12 protein-coding genes are annotated in these 17,921 nt (G+C 69.1%); 4 read left to right on the top strand and 8 right to left on the bottom strand.

Going from position 1 to position 17,921, the window contains the following annotated elements:
* Nucleotides 1-4: 4 nt before the first annotated feature.
* Nucleotides 5-733, bottom strand: coding sequence for a 16S rRNA (uracil(1498)-N(3))-methyltransferase (locus ABL312_RS00935; protein WP_349359497.1), 729 nt, complete (start codon nt 731-733; stop codon nt 5-7).
* A gap of 186 nt (nt 734-919) precedes the next feature.
* On the opposite strand from ABL312_RS00935, the gene xseA reads away from it, so the two are divergent.
* Nucleotides 920-2,383 (top strand): exodeoxyribonuclease VII large subunit, encoded by a 1,464-nt coding sequence (gene xseA / locus ABL312_RS00930; RefSeq protein WP_349359496.1) that lies wholly within the window; start codon nt 920-922, stop codon nt 2,381-2,383.
* A gap of 84 nt (nt 2,384-2,467) precedes the next feature.
* Here the strand turns inward: xseA and ABL312_RS00925 are convergent, their stop codons facing one another.
* From ABL312_RS00925 to ABL312_RS00900, 6 genes are all read right to left on the bottom strand, one after another.
* The gene (locus tag ABL312_RS00925; protein WP_349359495.1) at nt 2,468-3,835 is read right to left on the bottom strand and encodes a TRAP transporter large permease; all 1,368 of its coding nucleotides are present in this window, start codon (nt 3,833-3,835) and stop codon (nt 2,468-2,470) included.
* Nucleotides 3,832-4,476, bottom strand: a complete 645-nt coding sequence (locus tag ABL312_RS00920) for a TRAP transporter small permease (protein WP_349359494.1) — start codon at nt 4,474-4,476, stop codon at nt 3,832-3,834. The genes ABL312_RS00925 and ABL312_RS00920 overlap by 4 nt, the downstream gene beginning before the upstream one ends.
* A 337-nt stretch (nt 4,477-4,813) precedes the next feature.
* Entirely contained in the window at nt 4,814-5,824 is a 1,011-nt protein-coding gene (dctP, locus tag ABL312_RS00915; RefSeq protein WP_349359493.1) for a TRAP transporter substrate-binding protein DctP, read from the bottom strand.
* Between the two features lie 343 nt (nt 5,825-6,167).
* Entirely contained in the window at nt 6,168-8,288 is a 2,121-nt protein-coding gene (locus ABL312_RS00910; protein WP_349361312.1) for a methyl-accepting chemotaxis protein, read from the bottom strand.
* Between the two features lie 250 nt (nt 8,289-8,538).
* Complete coding sequence (locus ABL312_RS00905) at nt 8,539-9,936, bottom strand: sigma-54 dependent transcriptional regulator (RefSeq protein WP_349359492.1); 1,398 nt, start codon at nt 9,934-9,936, stop codon at nt 8,539-8,541.
* Nucleotides 9,937-9,943: 7 nt separating this feature from the next.
* On the bottom strand, nt 9,944-11,722 hold the full coding sequence (locus ABL312_RS00900) for an ATP-binding protein (RefSeq protein ID WP_349359491.1): 1,779 nt from the start codon (nt 11,720-11,722) through the stop codon (nt 9,944-9,946).
* 263 nt (nt 11,723-11,985) lie between these two features.
* On the opposite strand from ABL312_RS00900, the gene ABL312_RS00895 reads away from it, so the two are divergent.
* Nucleotides 11,986-13,140: an acyl-CoA dehydrogenase family protein gene (locus ABL312_RS00895; RefSeq protein ID WP_349359490.1), complete on the top strand. Its 1,155-nt coding sequence runs from the start codon at nt 11,986-11,988 to the stop codon at nt 13,138-13,140.
* A 142-nt stretch (nt 13,141-13,282) separates the two neighbouring features.
* On the opposite strand, the gene ABL312_RS00890 is transcribed toward ABL312_RS00895, so the two are convergent.
* Nucleotides 13,283-13,771: a fasciclin domain-containing protein gene (locus ABL312_RS00890; RefSeq protein WP_349359489.1), complete on the bottom strand. Its 489-nt coding sequence runs from the start codon at nt 13,769-13,771 to the stop codon at nt 13,283-13,285.
* Nucleotides 13,772-14,108: 337 nt separating this feature from the next.
* On the opposite strand from ABL312_RS00890, the gene ABL312_RS00885 reads away from it, so the two are divergent.
* The gene (locus ABL312_RS00885) at nt 14,109-14,936 is read left to right on the top strand and encodes a universal stress protein (protein WP_349359488.1); all 828 of its coding nucleotides are present in this window, start codon (nt 14,109-14,111) and stop codon (nt 14,934-14,936) included.
* A gap of 250 nt (nt 14,937-15,186) precedes the next feature.
* The gene (locus ABL312_RS00880; RefSeq protein ID WP_349359487.1) at nt 15,187-17,898 is read left to right on the top strand and encodes a GNAT family N-acetyltransferase; all 2,712 of its coding nucleotides are present in this window, start codon (nt 15,187-15,189) and stop codon (nt 17,896-17,898) included.
* Nucleotides 17,899-17,921: the final 23 nt, after the last annotated feature.

Raw genomic sequence — 17,921 nt, 5'->3', positions numbered from 1 at the left:
GAGCTCACTCCCAGTCTCCGACGACCGCCTGCACGAGCGCAAGGGCCGCAACGGCGGCCGTATCGGCGCGCAGCACGCGGGGGCCCAGCGGGATCGGCGTGACGGAGGTTTCGGCGCGCAATCGCGCGCGTTCCTCTTCCGAAAACCCGCCCTCCGGGCCGATCAGCACCGCGAGCGGCCCGCGCGCGAGCGTCTCCAGCGCCGGCAGCGGGTTCTGCGTTGCCTCGCCCTCGTCGCAGAAGATCAGCCGGCGCGCGCCCTCGGCCGCCGCCCAGCCGGCAAGCAGCTTGTCGAGCGCGACCGGCTCGCGGATCTCAGGGATACTCAGCACCCCGCATTGCTCGCAGGCCTCAATGGCGTTGGCGCGCATGCGTTCGAGATTGACCCGCGCCGCCTGGGTGTGGCGGGTGATCACCGGCCGCAGCACGCCCGCTCCCATCTCCACCGCCTTTTGCACCATGTAGTCGAGACGCGCGTGTTTCAGCGGCGCGAAGAGGTAATGCAGGTCCGGCGCCGCGCCTTGCACGCGCGTCCGCTCCCGGCAGACGAGCGACGCCTGCTTGCGCCCCTCCACCTCCAGCTCGGCGCGCCATTCCCCGTCGTGCCCGTTGAAGACGAGCACCGCATCGCCCGCCTTCAGCCGCAACACGTTCAGCAGGTAATTGGCCTGGGCCCGCTCGACGGCGACACGCGCCGCCTCCCCGAGCGGCGCCTCCACGAACAGACGCTGCATGCGAAACTCGTAACGCGGCATTCGATTCCCGATCCCTTCGATGTCCGTTTCCCGGTGCCCGCGTCCCCGCTGCGGATGGTCCGTGGCCGCATGGCGCCGCGCCTGTCGATAGCCCCGCGCCGCCCCTTGACGGGGCTGCCCGACTGGGGTCCCCTCACAGGCCGGTTCGACGCAGCGGGGACGGTCTTGGCAGACAGCAGCAACATCGCCGAATACTCGGTGTCAGAGATTTCCGGCGCGATCAAGCGCACGATGGAAGACACCTACGGCTATGTGCGCGTACGCGGCGAGCTGGGTCGCATCTCGCGCCCCGCCTCGGGTCACGTCTATCTCGACCTCAAGGACGAGCGCGCCGTGCTGTCCGGCGTCATCTGGCGCGGCCAGGCCAGCCGGCTCAAGATCCAGCCCGAGCAGGGCATGGAGGTGATCGCCAGCGGCAAGATCACCACCTTCCCGGGTCAGTCCAAGTACCAGATGGTCATCGACACGCTGGAGCCGGCCGGCGTCGGCGCGCTGATGGCGCTTCTGGAGGAACGGCGCAAGACACTCGCCGCCGAGGGCCTGTTCGCGGCCGAACGAAAGCGCCCCCTGCCGGCGCTGCCGCGCGTCATCGGCGTGGTCACCTCGCCGACCGGCGCGGTCATCCGCGACATTCTCCACCGCATCTCGGACCGCTTTCCGCTGCATGTGCTGGTGTGGCCGGTGCGGGTGCAGGGCGAGACCTGCGGCGCGGAGGTCGCCAACGGCATCGCAGGCTTCAACCGTCTGCCGGAGGGCGGCGCGATCCCGCGCCCGGATCTCATCATCGTGGCGCGCGGCGGCGGGTCGCTGGAGGATCTGTGGGGCTTCAACGACGAGGCCGTGGTGCGCGCGGCGGCCGCCTCCGACATTCCGCTGATCTCCGCCGTCGGCCACGAGACCGACTGGACGCTGATCGATCATGCGGCCGACCTGCGCGCCCCGACGCCCACGGGTGCTGCGGAGTTCGCCGTGCCGGTGCGCGCCGAACTGCTGGCGAGCGTCGACGATCTGGCCCGCCGTCAGGTCGCGGCGCTGCTTCGCCTTGCCCGCACGCGGCGCACGGAGTTGCGCGCGGCCGCCGCCGCCCTGCCCTCGCCGCGCGACCTTCTCGCCTTGCCGCGTCAGCGCCTCGACACCTCCGGCGAACGGCTCGCCCCGGCGCTGAACGCGACCCTGCGCGACCGGCGCAACCGCTTCACCGCCGCGACCGCGCGGCTGTCCCCGCATGCGCTGGCGCGCGGGCTCGGAATCGCCCGCGAGCGGCTTGCCGGGTTTGAGGGACGCCTGGCGCGTGCCCACGCCCAGCGCCTCGCGGCGGAGCGGGCGCGGCTGTCCGCCTCCGCCAAGCTGCTCGACAGCCTGTCCTACAAGAACGTGCTCGCGCGCGGCTACGCGCTGGTGCGCGACGCGGACGGCCAGCCGATCCGCTCCGCGAAGGGCGTCGTTCCGGGCGCGCGGATCGGGATCGAATTCGGCGACGACAGCCGGCTCGACGCGGTCGCCGGCGGCGACGGCCCCGCGCCCGCGCCCTCCGACGACGCGCCCGCGAAACCCGCCGCGAAACCGCGCCGGGCCAAGGCGAAGGCTGCCGCGGCGAAATCGGCCCCGACGCAGGGCACGCTCTTCTGACAGCGCAGGATCTGATCGCCGAATGCAAAAAGGGGCGCCGCGCGGGCGCCCCTTTGTCTTGTCGCGACGTTTCCTCGCTGGCCGTCACATGATCGACGGCAGGAAGGTCACGATCGCCGGGAAGGCGACGAGGCCGCCGATGGTCAGCACGTCGGCGACGAAGAACGGGGTCGCGCCGCGGAAGACTTCCTGCACCGGAATGTCGTCGCGCACCCCCGCCACCACGAAGCAGTTGAGCCCGATGGGCGGGGTTATGAGACAGAGCTCCGCCATCTTCACCACCAGGATGCCGAACCAGATCGCGCACATTTCCCCCGACATGCCGAAGGCGCTGTCGGCCGCCGACACGCTCTCGCCGCCGTTGAGCGCGATCACCGCCGGATAGACCACCGGCAGCGTGAGGATCAGCATGCCGATCGCATCCATGAACATGCCGAGCACCGCATAGGCGCAGAGGATCAGGATCAGCACCAGCCAGGGCGAGAACTCCAACGACACGATGAAGTCGCGGAAGGCCTCGGGAAGCTGGGCGAAGCCGAGAAAGCGCACATAGACCAGCACGCCCCAGATCAGGGTGAAGATCATCACCGTGAGCTTGGCCGTCTCGTGCAGCGCCTGCCACAGCTGCTTGCCGCGCATGCCGTTGACGACGGCGGAGACGAGCACGACGAAGGCGCCGAGCGCACCGGCTTCCGTCGGCGTCGCATAGCCGAAGTAGAGCGAGCCGAAGATGATCACCACCACCGCGATGATCGGCAGCGTGCCGGGCACCGAGGCGAAACGCTGGCCCCAGGTGAAGCCGCGCACCGGCGGCGCGTCGCCCTTCCACATCGCAAGCCCGATGATGATCGCCACATAGACGACGGCCGAGAAGATGCCCGGCAGGAAGCCGGCGATCAGCAGCTTGGCCACCGATTGCTCGACCAGGATCGCGTAGATCACGAGGATGGCCGAGGGCGGGATCAGCGAGGCCAGCGTGCCGCCGGCCGCGACCACGGCCGCCGACAGGCGCTTGGAATACCCCACCGCCAGCATCTCGGGGATCGCGACGCGGGCGAACACGGCCGCCGTTGCGACCGATGCGCCGGAGACGGCGGCGAAACCGGCGGTCGCGAAGACCGTCCCCACCGCCATGCCGCCCGGCAGCCAGCCGAGCCAGCGCTTCGCGGCCTCGAACAATTGCCGGGTGAAGCCGGCATAGAAGGCGAGGAAGCCGATCAGGATGAAGGTCGGCAGCACCGACAGCGAATAGGTGACCGACTTGGAATGCGGAATGGTGCCGGCCATCTTGAGCGCCACGACCACGCCGCGCTCGAAGCCGAGCTTCTGGGTGAAGATCGCGATCAGCCCGAGAATGCCGACCAGAGCGGCGGCGAAGGCGACGCGCATGCCGAAGATGACGAGGACGAGAAGCAGGCCCGTCATGATCAGGCCGATATCGAAGGGGGTCATCGGCCGCGTCCTTCCCTGGTGGTCGTGTCGTCGTCGGAGCCGAAGGTCTCCTCGATTTCGTGACGGGCGACGTCCTCGATGTCGGCGATCACCGGCACCGCGATCGGCTCGGCCCCCGGATCGCGCACGAGACGCCAGTAGCCGTAGATCTGCAGGGTGAGGCGGGCGAGCAGGAGCGACAGGGCGACCGGCACCACGAGTTTGGACGGCCAGGTCGGCAGGCCGATGTCGATCGAGCTGTCGCCGATGGTCCAGGAGCGCTCGAAGTGGAACCAGGAGCCATAGACCAGCGCCGCGACGACGAGCCAGATCAGCACCACGCCGAGCAGCTCGAACACCCACAGCGCGCGCCCCGACAGCTTGCCGAGGACCAGTTCCATGCGGATATGGCCGCCGAGGCGCTGGCAGTAGGCGACGCCCATGAAGGCGAAGACGGCCATGGCCTGCTCGGTGATATCGATGAACCCGGGAACGGGCAGGTTGAAGCCGTTGCGGCCGATGATCTGAAGGACCGCAAGTAGCATGAGCACGAGAATGCTTGCCGCGGCCACCATGTTGAACGCGTTCTCGACCTTGAGCAGCCACCCGTCGAAACGGATGTATGTGCCCGGCCGTTGCCGCGATGCGGAGGCGGATGTCATGACGATCTCCAACCGGTGCGCCGACACGGCGCCGGATCGGGAAACAGGGCGAAAGCGACAGGGCGCAAGACGGAATCGATATGCGGTGGCGCCGGTAAGCGGATGCGCCGGAGCGGTGTCCGTGCGTCGCGACGTCCGTGCGTCACGACCGGAGCGTCGCGATCGACGCCCGACCCGCACCAGGCGGACCGTCGCGGCCAGCGACCGAGACGGGTCGTCGGTCCCGGCTGTCGAGACGGACAGCGCGTCCTTCCCTCGGCGCGCGACGCGCCCCCGATACCGGCCGGCGCGTCGGACGCGCCGGCCGTCGTCCCGTCGAGGCGGGAGCGGTGCCGGATCAGTTCAGCTTGGACTGAACCAGCTCAAGCAGCTCCTTGCCCGGAATGCCCTTGGCGTCCATCTCCGCGACCCAGGCGTCCCAGAGCGGCTGACCGGCCTTCGCCTTGAAGGCGTCGATCTGCTCCTTGGGGAAGGTGACCTGCTCGATGTTCATCTCCTCGAGCGTCGGGTACCACCTGTCGTAGACCTTCTCATAGGTCGCCAGATAGTGGTCGATCGCCGGGCCGACGGAGGAATCGAAGGCTTCCTTGAAGTTGTCCGGCAGCGCGTTGTAGGCGTCGATGTTGACCACGACCGGGCAGTTCACCGTGCCGGGGTTCAGGTTGGTGGTCCACCAGTTGCCCGCTTCCACCGTATTGAACGACAGATGCGCGTGCGGGGCGAAGGAGGCTGCCCTGACGGTGCCCGAATCGATCGCCTGGAAGGTCTCGGACGCCGTCACCGTGGTCGGCACCGCCCCGATCGTCTCCATCGCCGTGCCGACACCGCCGAGCGCGCGCACGCGCATGCCCTCGAAGTCCGACACCTGGGTCGGCGCGTCGCCCTTGCCGACGAAATTGTACTGCGGCATCGGCGAGGACATCACGAGCCGGGCGTTCCAGCGCGCGAGATCCTTCTCGACCGCCGGATGGGCATAGACCGCACGGTCCAGCTCGACCTGCGTCTCCAGATCCGGCACGCCAAGGAAGGGCAGTTCCAGAACGGTGAGCGTCGGGTTCTTGTCGGCGTGGTAGGAGGCGCAGAACTGGGCCATCTCGAAGGCGCCGATCGAGATGCCGTCGAGGTTCTCGCGCGACTTCGACAGGGATTCGCCATAGGCGAGATTGAGCTTGAACTCGCCGTTCGTCTTCTCGCTGACCAGTTCGGCGAGCTTCTCGACATGCTCGGTGAAGGCGCGGCGCTTGCCCCACAGCGAGACGTTCCACTCAAGCGCGATGGTCTCGGCGGCGAAGCCGAACGTCAGAACGGTGGCCGTGCCAAGCACGGCCAGTTTGCGGCCTGCATGCATGAATTGATCCTCCCACAGGATGTTGTTCGCGTATCCCGCGCCCTCCGACGCGAGCCGGTTTTAACTGCGCAAACACCATGCCAGTTTCGCCCCCCTTCGCTCAAGGGGCACGACTGACGCAACGTCGCGGGTATCGACCGCCGGATTGCGGGCCGTTCGCGCCGCCGTTGTTCGATTGCCCCGCCCCACTCTTCGGCAACTTCTTGCCGAGATCGTCGGCGGATCGGCAAGAAGTTGCCGAAGGGCGGATTCTCCCCGTCGGACGCAAATCGGGGCCGCGCGGTGTCCCGCACGGCCCCGTTGCGTGTCCCGGGGGTGTTCGAAGGATGCGTTGGAGCCCGCGTCAGGCGGCCCGAACGGCGGCGAGGAAGTCTTCCACCCGTGCCTTGAGCTGCTCGGACTTGCTGCTCAGTTCGCCGGCGACGGCCGTGACCTGGGTGGCCGCCGCGCCGGTTTCTCCGGCCGCGCGCGTCACCTCCAGGATGTTGCTGCTGACCTCCTGCGCGCCTTCGGACGCCTGCTCGACGTTGCGGGCGATCTCGCCGGTGGCGGCCGTCTGTTCCTCGACCGCGGAGGAAATCCCGAGCGCGATGTCGTTGATCTCCCCGATCACGGCGCCGATCGACTGGATGGCGGCCACCGCGCCGTCCGTCTCGGACTGGATGCCGGTGATCTGCTTGCCGATGTCCTCGGTGGCCTTGGCGGTCTGGCTGGCCAGTTCCTTGACCTCCGCCGCGACGACGGCGAAGCCCTTGCCGGCTTCACCTGCGCGCGCCGCCTCGATGGTGGCATTGAGCGCCAGCAGGTTGGTCTGCTCGGCGATGTCCGAGATCAGCTTCACCACGTCGCCGATCTTCTGGGCGGCGAGCGCGAGGCCCTGCACCTGACGGTCGGTGTCGGCGGCCTGCGACACCGCGCCCGATGCGATCTTCGACGAGGCATCGACCTGACGGGCGATCTCCTGGATCGAGGTGGTGAGTTCCTCGGTCGCGGAAGCCACAGTCTGGAAATTGTTCGAGGCCTGTTCGGCGGCGCTGGCGACGTTCGTGGCGCGGTGATTGGTGTCCTCCGCAATGCCCGACATGGACACGGCGGTGCTTTCCATTTCCGTCGAGGCGCCGGCGACCGCGTTCAGCAGTTCCGACACGCCGGCGTCGAAGTCCTGCGTCAACGTCTCGATGCGGCGGGCCCGCTCCTCGCGGGCGGCGCTTTCCGCCACCTCGCGCGCGGCCAGTTCCTCGGCCTTGATCATGTTTTCCTTGAAGACCTCGACGGCGGCCGCCATGGCACCGACCTCGTCGCCGCGTCCGGTCCCGGGAATGTCGGTCGTCTTGTCGCCCTTTGCGAGCCGGCCCATGGCGCCGGTGATGGCCTGGATCGGACGCGAGATGCCGGTGCCGATCAGCCAGGCGGCGAGACCGCCGATCAGGAGGCTGAGGACGGCGGCGCCGGCGGTCACCGTCACCGCGGTCTTCATCGCCGCGCTCGTCTGCGGTCCGAGCGTGTCCTGCTCGCTCTTGATGTCCAGCTTCATGGCCTCCAGCGCGCTCGCCACGCGCGGCCCGATGGCCCCGAGCGTGCCGTCGATCACCGCGTTGCGCTGCGCGATCGCATCGTGAACGCCGCGCAGGGCCGCGACATAGGTTTCGCGCAGATCACCCAGACCGGCGGCGGCGGCGCGGCGTTGCGGATCGGCAAGCGCTGCCACCATCGCCTGCTGCGCGGCCTGCATCTCCTCCGCCTCGCGCATCGCACGGTCGAAGGCGACCTGCTCGTTGGTGACCAGAAACTTCGAGGCGTACAGGCGCAGCATGAGCAGATTGCGTTGCGCCGCTGCGACCCGATAGGCGCCGGCGAGGTTTCCGTCCGCCTCGGCCCCGGTCATGATGCGGGCCAGGGTGGCCTCGATCTGCGGACCGACCTTGTCGAGCGTTCCGAACACCAGACCGTCGCGCGTCGACTGAAGGCGAACCACCTCGTCGAAGGCCTCCAGATAGGCGTCGAGATCGCGGGCCGTCTGCTCGACCACGGCTTTCTTCTCGGGGCTGTTGACCAGGCCGGCCAGACGCTCGTTGAGCTCCTGGGTGCGCGTGGCGCGCTCCTGCACCCGGGCGATCGCTTCCTGCGAGGCATTGTTGGTGAACCCCAGGACCGCCAGGCGCGCCTCCAGCAGGTTGGCCTGCACCTCACCAGCATAATTCGTCTGGATCGCGGTCGCGCGATAGCGGGACAGGCCATCCTCGCCGCGCCACAGATTCACGCTTCCCGTGACGCTGATCCCGAGAAGACACAGCAGGACGAGACCGAAGCCGCCCATCACCTTTGTCGATATGCCGATGTTGGCCAAGAATTTCATCGCAACCCCCGAAAAAACGAGCCCCAGGACCGGGGTGCCCGCGGATTTCACGCAAGCGTCTTCCGCCCGCCGGACGACGACGGGCATGACGTGACGGTATGGAGGCACAGCGATCAAAATTGTTTCTTGAACAATTTCGCACTTATATTAATTCAGAATTTATATAAATAAGATAATCCTTTAGCCCGATCCGCCTCGACGACCGGGACGCAAGGGCTGCATCGTTCCCGTAACTGTGTCGATCTGTCGGCACAGATTTGCGCAAGGCCCACCGCAGCCCGGCAAGGCCCGTCGTCGCGCTTTGCCGGGGCGCCATGGCTCGCCCGCCGTTTCCGGTTCCGCCCCTGACGAGAATTGTTCAGCCCTGGCGGGAAATGCCCAGCCGGCTCATCTTTTCGTTCAGCGTGCGGCGCGGCAGGTCGAGTTCCTCCAGAACCGCCGCGATCGATCCGTCATGGCGGGACAGGGCGTCGGCGATGATCCGCCGTTCGTGGGCTTCCATCAGATCCTTGAGGCGACCGCGCGCGACCGCCCCCGTCCGGTCGCGCGCGCCGCTCGCCAGCGTGGACAGGGACACGGGCCCCATGGGCGTGGCCAGCACGAAGCGCTCAGCCAGATTGCGCAACTCGCGCACGTTGCCCGGCCACGTGTGGGAGGCCAGAAAGGCGAGGTCCTCGTCGCTCAGCACCGGTCGCGCGCTGCCATAGTCGGCCGCGAAACGGTTGAGGAACCGGTCGAACAGGAGATGCACGTCGCCGCCGCGCTCTCTGAGCGGCGGGATGCGGATCTCCACCGCGTTGAGCCGATAGAGCAGATCGGCGCGCAGGCGGTTGTCCGCCACGGCCGCGTGCGGGTCGGTGTTGGCGGCGCTGACGACGCGAAGATCGACCGGCACCGGTCCGCGCCCGCCGAGACGGTCGACCTCGCGCTCCTGGAGCGCGCGCAGGAGCTTCGGCTGGAGCGCCAGCGGCATGGAGACGATCTCGTCGAGAAACAACACGCCGCCGTCCGCCTGTTCGATCCGCCCGGGTCGCTCCCGGTCGGCGCCGGTGAAGGCGCCGGCCTCATGGCCGAACAGTTCCGCCTCGACCATTGTGTCCGGCAAGGCGGCGCAATTCACCGCAACGAAGGGGCCTTGCGCGCGCGGCGAGAGTTCATGCAGGGCGCGCGCCACCACCTCCTTGCCGGTGCCCGTCTCACCGATGATCAGCACCGAGGCCTCGGTGGCCGCGTAATGCGCGATCTCCTCGCGCAGCCGCCGCATCTCCGGGCTTTCGCCGATGAGCCGCGCCTCCAGGCCCTGCAAGTCCTCCAGCCGGCGCGTGAGCGCGCGGTTTTCCAGTACGAGCCGGCGATGGTCCACCGCCCGACGCACCACCGCCGCCACGACGTCCGGGTCGAAGGGCTTTTCGATGAAATCCGCCGCGCCCTGGCGCATGGCCTCCACCGCCATGGCCACATCGCCATGACCGGTCAGCAGCACCACCGGCAGATCGGGATCGATCTCCTTCGCCCTGCGCAGCAGATCCAGCCCGCTGGCGCCCGGCAACAGCACATCGGAGACGATGCAGCCGGGAAACTCGGCGGTGATCCTGTCCAGCCCGGTCTCGGCATCCACGGCCTCGATCGGCGTGAACCCGGCCAGCCGCATCCACTGCCTGAGGCCCGCGCGCATGGCCGGGTCGTCATCGACGACAAGCACCGGCGGGGCGCCCTCCCAGGCTCTTTGCGTCTCGCTTCCTTGCGTCTCGCTCACGTTTCGCTCACGCCTCGCTCGCCTCACGGGCTGCGGCCTCGCCGTCGCGCTGTGGCGCCCGCGCGTCGCACCCGGTCGCAGGCAGCGCCAGAACGAAGGCCGCCCCGCCGCCCGGGCTTTCCGAAACCGTCAGCGTTCCGCCGAGGTCATCGACGATCCGGGCGGAAATCGCAAGCCCGAGCCCCAGGCCGCCGGCCGCCTGCTTGGTCGAATAAAACGGCTCGAACACCCGCGTCTGCGCATCCTGCGGAATGCCCGTGCCGTTGTCGGAGATCTCCACGCGGACCTGGCCGCCTTCCGCCCAGGCACGGGCCTCCACCCGGGGTTCCCCGACGCCCTGGCAGGCGTCGATCGCATTGCGCAGCAGGTTGACCAGCACCTGTTCGACGCGCAAGGGCGCGGTGTCGGCGCTCAGGGCCGTGTCGGGCAACTCCAGATGCAGCTCCACGCCGGTTTCCGCGATGCGCGGCTGCACCAGCTTGGCGCTCGTCTTCACGCAGTCGCGCAGGTCCACCGTCTCGATCCGCGATTCCGCCGGACGCGCGAAGCGCTTGAGATCCTGCGTCAGCATCGCCATGCGCTTGCGCAGCGCATCGATCTCGTCGAGATTCTCGCGCACCGCACCGGTCTCGCCGCGCTCCTGATAGAGCCGCGCGCCGGAGACGAACATGCCCAGCGCGGCGAGCGGCTGGTTGAGCTCATGCGCCACCGCCGCCGACATCTCTCCCACGGCCGCCAGCCGGCTGGCGCGCTGCAGGTCGGACTGCGCCGCGCGCAGCTCCGTCTCGACGCGGCGGCGTTCCTCGACTTCCTCGGTCAGCCGCCGGTTCAGATCGCGCAAGGCGGCCGCGTCGCGCCGCAGGCCGGCGGTCACCCGCCGCAGCCGCCAGCCGCGCACGACCAGCAGCGCGATCGCATAGAGCAGGATGAGCGTCACCGCCCCCGCCCAGACCGCCCCGCGCGGCGCCAGCAATTCGTGCATGGGGGTGAAGTAATGGATCGTCCAGTTCAGCAGACCGACCTTGAGGCGGGTCTGGCGAAAGGCCGTGCCGTCGATGACCAGTTCGGTGGCGCGCGCCGGCCCGCGCTGCAAGGTGGCGAGCCGCACGCCGCCGTATTGCCGGTTTTCGCGGATGGCGGCGACCACCATGTCCTCGAGCGGCGCAATGGAGGCGTAGCGCCAGGTGTCGCGGGCGCTCAGGAAGACCACGCCATGCACGTCGCTGAGTGCGACGAGTTCGCCGCCGTCGCGCCAGCTGCGCTCCAGCCGGTCCATGTCGACCTTCACCACGACGACGCCGCGCGGCTCGCCCTCCGGCGTGGCGCGGGCGAAGAAGAAGCCCGGCTTTCCCGTCGTCGCGCCGACCGCGAAGAAACGCCCCTCCTCGCCGGCCATCGCGGCCTCGAAATAGGGGCGAAACGCATAGTTGCTCCCGAGGAAGGAGGAAGCCGTGTCGAAGTTGCTGGTGGCGACCGTCCGTCCTTGCGCGTTCATGACATAGAGCGCCTCGGCGCCGGTCGCGGCCGCCAGTTCCTTCAGGAAGCGGTTGGTCGCATCGACCCGGCCGGGGTCGACCAGCACCCCGACCGCCCTCGGGTCGCGCGCAAGCACATAGGGAAGATAGCGATACTGCTCGAGTTCGCGCAGGATCGACTCGCGATAGAGCGTCAGCCGCTCGCGGGCGCGGGTGTCGCTGTCGGCCTGCACCCGGCCCTGCACCCAGTCGGCGAGAAAGACCGCCGCCACCAGGACAAGCACGGGCGGCAGCGCCCAGGCCCAGCGCAACCAGAAAACGTTTTTCCGCCATATTGCACGCTCTGACATATCCGTCGTGGACTTGCCCGGGCTGCGGTCATATGTGTTTCGTATCGTCATGGCCGTGTTCGGCAGGCGGTTTGCGGGGAGGCGCGCGGAGCGATCCGAGTGCGGCGGCACGCGCCGGAGCGGCGTCCTGCCCGACGGCGCGTTGCGGGGCAAGACGATCCGCGATGCGGGACACATCACCGGCCCCACATTGACCGGCCCCATAATGACCGGAAAGGACGCCAATGCAATTTTCGTTGAGTGAAGAAGAAACCCTGATCCAGGACACGGCGCGCAGGCTCGCCGAGGACCGGATCGCCCCGCTTGCCGAAGAGCTGGACCGGGGCGAGGGCCGGGAGGCCTTTCTCGCCAATCTGCGCTGCCTTGCGGAAAACGGCTTCATGGGGCTCAACGTGTCGCCGGACCATGGCGGCACGGGCGCGGGCACGGTGGCCTTCGCCCTCGCGGTGGAGGAGATCGGCCGGGCCTGCGCCTCCACCGGCGTGACGGTGTCCGTGTCCAACATGGTCGCGGAGGTGATCCAGGCGGTGGGGTCGGACGAGCAGCGGGCGGCCTATCTGCCGAAGCTCACCGACGGCACCTATTCCGCCGGCGCCTTCTGCCTGACGGAGGCCGGGGCCGGCTCCGACCCGTCCGCGATGAAGACGAAAGCCGTGGCCGACGGCAATCACTATGTGCTCAACGGCGCGAAGCTCTACATCACCTCGGCGGAATACGCCGGCGTCTTCGTCGTTTGGGCGGTGACCGATCCGGACGCCCCGAAAGGCCGTGGCATCAGTTGTTTCCTGGTCGAGGCCGACACGCCGGGCGTGGTCGTCGGCAAAGCGGAAAAGAAGATGGGGCAGACGGGATCGGCCACCAACGAGGTGCTGTTCCAGGACTGCCGCGTGCCGGCGAGCGCCATGATGGGCACGCTCAACGACGGCTTCCGCATCGCGGTCGGCGAGCTGGCCGGCGGGCGCATCGGGATCGCGGCGCTGGCACTCGGCATCGCGCGCGCCGCCATGGAGCGGGCCAAGGCCTATGTCGCCGAGCGCCGGCAGTTCGGCAAGGCGATCGCCGACATGCAGGGCGTGCAATGGATGATCGCGGACCGGGAGACCGATCTCGAGGCGGCACGGCTGCTGATCCTTCAGGCGGCAAGCCTCAAGGACGCCGGCAAACCCTTCGGCCGCGAGGCCTCGATGGCCAAGCTCTTCGCCTCGGAAGCCGCGCAGCGCGCCACCTACACCGCGCTGCAGCTGCACGGCGGCGCCGGCTACATCCAGGACTATCCGCTGGAACGCTTCGCCCGCGACGCGCGGATCACCACGATCTACGAGGGCACCTCGGAGATCCAGCGGCTGATCATCGCGCGCGAGGCGATGAAGGCGGTGTGACGCAGGACGGGTCGCGAGAGCGGCCCTGCGGCGAGACCGCCTTGCGTCGCTCAGCCACCACAAAAACGGCCGGCGCCGACGCGCCGGCCGCGTTTGAAAGACGCGCCCGCCCCGTTCACGCGGGACCGGCGCCCGCGCAAGATCAATCGGACGGCAGGATCACCGCGTCGATGACGTGAATGACGCCGTTGTCCGCCTTGATGTCGGCGGTCACCACATTGGCGCCGTCGACGGTCACACCGCTGCCGGACTTCACGACCTCGATGGTGCGGTCGCCGCTGCCCTTGAGCGTTTCGACTTCGCTGGTCCCGTCCGCGATCATGTCGGACGTCACCTCGCTGCCGACGACGTGGTAGCTGAGAATGGCCGCGAGCTGATCCTTGTTCTCCGGCTTCAGCAGGTTTTCCACCGTGCCCTCGGGCAGGGCGGCGAAGGCTTCGTCGGTCGGCGCGAAGACCGTCAGCGACCCGGTCGTGGCCAGCGTCTCGGCGAGACCCGCAGCCTCCGCGGCGGCAAGAAGCGTGGAGAACGAGCCCGCTTCCTTCGCGGTTTCGACGATGTTCGCCGCATTGGCGGCACCCGCCATGGCAAGAAACGCGGCAGCAGACAGACCGATGATCGATTTACGCATGAAGATGCCTCCGTTTTTACATTACGAAAAATTCACATTGGCGCGCCCGACCGGATGTCAGGCCGGACACGACGGGTTCTACGCGCCACGGAGACTTCAGTTTTATTCGTTTAATTCAAAATCAACCCTGATTTGCATTTGATCCGCAACCGACCACGCCGCGTACGCGCGTCCCGCGATGCGGTTGTGGCGCCTGCGGGAAAACCCCACCTCTCTTCACAAGCAATTGATCCCGGTCAAGGATCGGTCATGATCCTCGTCCTAACGTCCGGGTCTGGATCGGCCGGAGGCGGATGCGTGACGGATGCGCCCGGCCGGATAACGGAGGGATATCCATATGGCGATCAAGGACATCACAACGCTCGTCGATCTGAGCGGCAAACAGAAGACCGCGCAGGTGGCGCTGGAACTCGGCACCCGCACCGGCGCTCATGTCACGGGGCTGACGGTCGCCTTCGAGCCGGTGGTCCCGGGCTTCATCGCGGCCCCCATGCCGCCCGACTACGTGGAGATCGCCCGCAACCAGGCGCTGAAGGCCGCCAAGGAATCCGGCGAGGTCTTCACCGAGATGGCCCGCAAGGCCGGCGCCTCCGCGGAGGTGCGCACGGCGGAGCTCATCACCGGCGGCTCGACGGAGCCGGTGCTTGTCCATTGCCGGCTCACCGACCTTGTCGTCATCGGCCAGGAGAACCCGGACGATCCGGAGCCCATGCGCGAGATGCTGATCGAATCGGTGCTGTTCGAGGCCGGCGTTCCCGTGCTCGTCGTGCCCTACATCGGCGGCGGCCTGCCGATGAAGAACGTCATGGTCGCCTGGGACGGCAGCCCGACGGCGAGCCGCGCGGTGCATGCCGCCCTGCCCATGCTGCAGATGGCGGAGAAGGTCACGGTCATGATCGTGGAGACCGGCAAGGCGGCCGCCGGCCAGCCGGGCGCCGACATCGCCACCTATCTCGCCCGTCACGGGCTCAACGTGACCATCGACGTCGTGCCCCGGCCGCAGTCGGGCGTCGCCGACGCGATCCTCAACTACGTGTCGGACAACGGCATCGACATGATCGCCATGGGCGGCTACGGCCATTCGCGCATGCGCGAGTTCCTGTTCGGCGGCGCGACGCGGGACATCCTCGCGGCGATGACCGTTCCGGTGCTGATGGCTCACTGACCGGCGCGTCTGCCCGCCGCGACACCCGGTCGCGGCGGACAGTCTCGCGGGGGCGCCGCGACACCTGGTCGCGGCGGACAGTCTCGCGGGGGCGCCGCGACACCTGGTCGCGGCGGACGGGGGCGCGGGAGTGCCATCGAACCGTCGTGAATCGGATACACAGTGCCCGGGGAGGCGTCGCCGAAAGGCGCCGAAGGATCGATGCCGTCGGCCAGGTGCGCGGACGGGCTGAAGCCGAAGGACGTTTCCCGTGACCCTGCGCAATCTCGAAGGCCTCTTCCGCCCGACATCGCTCGCCGTCGTCGGCCCCGACCGGATCGGCGAGGCCGCGCTGGACCTGCTGCTCACCCGTCTCGCCCAAGGCGGCTTTCGCGGTCCCATGACGGTCGTCGGCTGCGGCAAGGACGTGCCCGACGGCTTCCGGCCGAAACGCCGGCTTCAGGATCTCGACGCGCCGGCCGATCTCATGCTCTACGTCGGCGCGCCGTCCGAGGCCGCCGAGGCGATCCGCACCGCCGGCGACGCCGGCACCCGCGCCGCCATCGCCCTGTCGCCCGGTTACGACCGCTGGAGCGAGGCGGAGGTGACGGCCGCGCTTCAGGCGGCGCGCCCCAATACCTTGCGCCTGCTCGGCCCCGGCAGCCTCGGCGTCGCCGCGCCCGCCGCCCGCCTCGCCGCGCATCTGGGCGTGACCCACGCGCAGGCCGGCGACCTCGCCTTCATCGCCCGCTCCGGCACCATCGTGAACGCGACGCTCGCCTGGGCGGCGTCCAACAGCGTCGGCTTTTCCGCCGTCGCGTCGCTCGGCCAGCGCACCGACATCGACGTGTCGGACCTGCTCGACTGGTTCGCGCTCGACTACCGCACCCGCGCGATCCTGGTGCATCTGGAAACCATCGGAAATCCGCGCAAGTTCCTGTCCGCCGCGCGCGCGGCCGCCCGCTCCAAGCCGGTGATCGTGCTGCGCTCCGGCGCCAGCCGCGAGGCGCGCGGCGAGGGGCGCACCCATGCCGGACGGCTCGCCGTCCCGGATGCGGTGTTCGATGCCGCCCTGGCGCGGGCCGGTGTCCTGCGCGTCGACGACATCGACGAGATGTTCCAGGCGGCGGAAACCGTGACCCGGATCAAGCCGGGCGCCGGGCGCCGTCTGGCCATCGTCGCCACCGGCGGCAGTCTCGCCACCATCGCCGCCGACCAGCTGGAGCGGCAGGGCGGCGCGCTGGCCGATCTCGGGCCCGACAGTCGCGCGGCGCTGGCCGCGCTTCAGCGCCCCGGGCGCGACGGCGCCAATCCGCTGGCGCTGCACGAAACCTCCGCGCCGGCCGACTATGCCACCGCCGCGACGACGCTTCTGTCGGACCGGGCGGTCGACGGCGTGCTGGTGGTCGCCGCGCCCTCCGCCTTCGCGCCGGTCGCCGAAACCGCCGATGCGCTGGCGGCCGCCTATGCCGCCTATCGGCCGAGCTACGGGCGCAAGAAACCGCTGCTCGTGTCGCTGGCCACCGGCGCGCCGCTGCCGCGCCAGGCGCTTGATGCGGCGCGCGTGCCCTGCCATGGCAGCGCCTTCGAGGCCGTGCGCGCCTTTCTGCACCTTGCCCGCTACGCCGAGGGCCGCGACCAACTGATGGCCGCCCCGCCGAGCCTGCCGGACGATTTTTCCCCCGATGTCGCCCGCGCGCGGGAGCTGGTCCGCGCCGCGCTCGACGCGGAGCGGACCTGGCTCACCCCGCCGGAGGTGGCCGCACTGCTTGACGCCTACGCGATCCCGCAGGTGCCGACGCGCCTTGCCGAGACGCCCGAAGCGGCGGCGGAGATCGCGCGCGAGATGCTGACCGGCAGCGATCGGCTCGCGCTCAAGCTCGTCTCGCCGGACCTCCCCTTCAAGTCGGACGTCGGCGGCGTGGTGCTCGATCTCGACACGCCGGAGGCGGTGGAAACGACGGCGCGTGAGCTGATCGACCGCGTGTCGGCCGCCCACCCGCAGGCCCGGATCACCGGGATCGTGCTGCAGCCCATGCTGGTGCACAGCCACGCCAGCGAGCTGTTCGTCGGCATGGCGGACGATGCCACCTTCGGGCCCGTGCTGCTGTTCGGCCACGGCGGCACGGCGGTGGAGATCGTCGGCGACATCGCGCTCGCCCTGCCGCCGCTCGACCTCAACCTGGCGCAGGCCCTGTTGCGCCAGACGCGGATCGTCAAGCTGCTGAACGGCTTTCGCAACCGCCCGCCCGCGCATCTCGACGCCATCGCGCTGACCTTGGTCAAGATCTCCCAGATCGCCACCGACATTCCCGAAATCCGGGAGATGGACATCAATCCGCTGGTCGCCCATGGCGCGGGGGTCTGCGCGCTCGACGCCCGGGTCGCCATCGCCGAGCCGGCGCAGCGCGCCGGCCGCCACGGCACCTCGCGGCTGGCGATCGCCCCCTACCCCAAGGAATGGGAACGCACGCTGACGCTCAAGGACGGGTCCGACGTCTTCGTCGCGCCCGTGCGCCCGGAAGACGAGGAGCGTTACCGCCGCTTCTTCGAGCATGTGTCGGCGGAGGATCTGCGCCTGCGCTTCTTCGCCCCGGTCAAGGAGTTCAATCACGCCTTCATGGCGCGGCTCGTCCAGCTCGACTATTCGCGCGCCATGGCCTTCGCCGCCTCCGATCCGGCGACGGGCGAGATCCTCGGCGTGGTGCGGCTGCACGCCGACCCGGACCATCGGACCGGCGAATACGCGATCCTGGTGCAATCGTCGCTGAAGGGCGTCGGCCTCGGCTGGGCGCTGATGCAGCTCATCATCGACTATGCCGCCGCCGACGGCATCGAGACGATCAAGGGCGAGGTGCTGAAGGAAAACACCACCATGCTCGCCATGTGCACGGGGCTCGGCTTCTCGATCAAGTCGTCGCCCGACGACGACGCCATCGCCGAGGTCACCCTGCCGGTCGCGAGCGCAGCGGCCGGCGGCTGAGGCGCGCGGGCGCCTCTCGGCCG

The organism is Stappia sp., assembly GCF_040110915.1.
Lineage (GTDB): Bacteria > Pseudomonadota > Alphaproteobacteria > Rhizobiales > Stappiaceae > Stappia.
The sequence above is the reverse complement of the archived record's forward strand: the minus strand, read 5'-3'. Positions and strand labels throughout refer to the sequence as shown.